At 37.3% G+C, this 3,125-nt stretch carries 3 protein-coding genes; all 3 read left to right on the top strand.

The window, feature by feature from the left end; translation table 11 throughout:
- On the top strand, positions 1 to 747 hold a 747-nt coding region (locus tag F6K38_RS38020), incomplete at its 5' end, for a HEAT repeat domain-containing protein (RefSeq protein ID WP_287360136.1).
- Positions 748 to 871: 124 nt separating this feature from the next.
- Entirely contained in the window at positions 872 to 1,690 is an 819-nt protein-coding gene (locus F6K38_RS38025) for a hypothetical protein (RefSeq protein WP_287253155.1), read from the top strand.
- A 157-nt stretch (positions 1,691 to 1,847) separates the two neighbouring features.
- A partial coding sequence (locus tag F6K38_RS38030) for an NACHT domain-containing protein (RefSeq protein WP_287360138.1) occupies positions 1,848 to 3,125 on the top strand: 1,278 nt, incomplete at its 3' end.

Genomic DNA, 3,125 nt, shown 5'->3' on the forward strand with positions numbered 1-3,125 from the left:
ACAGCCACTGCCAATCATAATCAGGCAATTCAGGCTCTACTTAACACTTTGGGGGATAATGATAGTTTTGTGCGTCTGCAAGCAGCACAAGCTTTGGGGAAATTAATCCCTCCCGTAGGGATAGATGTCTTATACCAAGCTATTAGACAAGATAAATTTAGTAATGTCCGTAATGCTGCCAAGGAGGCATTAAAAAAATATATTATAGATTCTAATCGTTCAACTAGTGAAGATAGACTAAATGCATTTAATTACTTAAAGCTAGTTTATCCAAAAGAGGCGGAAAAACTGTTAGCAGAAAAAATTACTCATTCCAAGTTTTTAACAGACCATAATCCGTTGCAATCGGTCAATTTTGAGAATATGTCTGTAAGTGAGCTTATTGATAAACTCAATAATAACAAGACTAACAAAGACCCAGATGAATGTGTAGCGATCGCTAAGGCTCTAGGTAAACATGGAGATAGCGATGCCTTAGAGCCACTTATTCAAAAACTAAAAGATTTAGAAGAGGGAGATTGGGTAGCACGGGTGTCTGTAATCGAAGCATTAGGTAATTTAAATATTTCAAACCAGCAATTAGATAAAACCCAATTGGTGCAAACAATCCTTGTGGATAGGTGGCGTAATGATGCTATATCTGACGTTAGAGAGGCTGTCCAAAAGGCTCTCAAGGATATAGATAAAAAAACGGGTGGCTACAAACCTGCCGCACAAGCTTTGGAGCGATACTCGGACAAGGGATAATTGGGTAAATTTTTAAAAGCTAAGATGTTTTAAACAAATAATAACTAACGTAAAATTAAGCACAAAAAGTAATTAACCTATTCTCTATACTAGAGTAAACTTATGTAATGAACTAATACCCAATATGGAGTATCCAATTAGAGCCAGAGAAGGTAATCCCTACACAACTCTAGACTGGAAACAGGTAACTATATCAGAAATAATCAGTAAGCTATCTGATCCAGACACACAAGTTGATGCCTTGCAAGCGATTGGAATTAGATTTAATAATAAAATCTTAGATATCAAGTTTATTGAAACTGGCAATGCCTACGCCGATCCTGATGGGGATAGAACTAAAACAGAGGATGTATCAACAAAAAGCGTTGACGTAGAATTAATCCTTGATAACCAGCCACGGCAACCTCTTACTATAGAAAGTTCCCTCGAACCCTTCATAGAAGATGGTGTTAATTTTTTCGGTTCTGTTACGTTCAAAACTCCTAATGGAGAAACTAGAAAAATACCGATGATTGGCAGAGGAACAGTGGCACTTGATGGCAGAGCAAATGATGCACACGCCGGATTTTGTGTTGGTGGTGCTTGTGCCTCCTTCCAGGAACGTACTGCTATAGTTCTAGCGGTCGCTGCTGCTGCTGGTGCTAAGGACGAGCAAATAGACTTGATTGGAGAAAAACTAGGGGATATTAATGATAAATATCACGGGCGCAGAGATATACTGGCTTATTCCTTAGAATGTGCCACAAGGTCACAGATGCCAAGTTATACAGAGTACATGAAAGCTCGTTATCCAGAGGGTGAACGTTCTCCATTACTTCAAAGTGTGATTAATACAGGGAAACCTAATCAGGCTTATTATGAAAAAGCACTCCAGAAAATGACTCCTGAAGAACTGGCAGAAGATCGAGAGGCAGCAAAAGCTAGTTATAAATCCTACTGTTAGCTCTTGCTTTAGGCATTTTCGAGGAACTAAGTCCCAACTCTATTTTATCTTACCCTTTCAGAGATTATATTGATGGAATTTTAGTTCCCCAGAATAACCCCAAATCATAGTAGTTGGGTTTTAAAGAACAGGGTGGCATCTATAGTTTAGCCATACAATGGCACAAAACAACCCTTATTTTAAAATAACCAAAACTATGGTATCTAAAAATATAGTCAGCAACTATTTGCAAGAATTACACCAGTCTCTTAAGGAAAAATTAACCAAAAAATCTTTTGAAATTTATCCCTTTGAGCGTACTTATGAAGATAATCCCAAGGCTATAGGTAAGGAAGTAATCTCCAGTAAATTAAGCTTTACTGGTTTAGATGAGAGTTTCCATAAATACAATAGTCGATTATTACTTCTTGGTGAGCCAGGGGGCGGTAAAAGCATCTCAATGATTAAATTTGCTATCCAAAAGGTAGAAGAGCGACTTAAGACTCAAAGGTCATTGTTGCCAATTTTTGCGGAAATTTACACCTGGACTGAAATTTATAATGATCGAAAAGAAATAAGTCAAGAGAGTATCATTCACTGGTTAGCCAAGCAAACAAACCAAAACGAAGAATTTATAAACAAAGATTTTCTACAAAAACAAATTCGAGAAAAAAAAGTATTGTTACTACTTGATGGATTAGATGAACTTCCGTTAAATGTATCTCAAAAACCACAAGATCCAAATGCCCCTCGTGAAGACTATCGTGCTCAATTTATTGAGACTTTAAACTCTCTTGATGGTTTCCAGCAAGTTCCGATGGTGATTAGCTGTCGCCGTAGAGATTATGAAGAGATAACGGGTAATGATAATAACAATCCACTCAAGTTAAATGGTGCAGTAGTCCTCAATCGTTTGAGTGAAGCAGAAATTAAACAGTATGTCACGTCTAACTCTATTTTTAAGGATAATCAACAAGGGGCAAGACTCTGGAATCTACTGGATAATAGTCCAGATTTACTCAAGATGGTTCGCACGCCATTTCTTTTATATACATTAATTTCGACCTACCAAAATCAAGAGAGCGACGGCGAAGTCAAACAGTTTTCAAGAGTTAGCACTCACGAACAATTGTTTGACAGATTTATCGAACAAGGGTTTAGTAGAGAAAAGGATAAAAAAGAAAACAGAACTCAACAAAACCTACCATGCTCTTCCGCAGAGGAACTCAAGGAAAAGCTAGGGGCAATTGCGGTAGTGATGATGAGTGATTCAGAACCCGATAATACTAAAATAGAAGAGCCAATTTTTTCTAAAGTTATCCCTCAACTGGAACAGAGACATGCTTTTACTCGCTTAGCTAGAACTATCCAATTATTATTTGAGACTTCTGAAAAACAGGTTTATTGTTTTCGACATCTACTACTCCGGGATTACTTTGCTTTTCGTTATGCTAAT

The organism is Moorena sp. SIO3B2 (assembly GCF_010692525.1).
In the GTDB taxonomy this organism is placed as follows: domain Bacteria; phylum Cyanobacteriota; class Cyanobacteriia; order Cyanobacteriales; family Coleofasciculaceae; genus Moorena; species Moorena producens.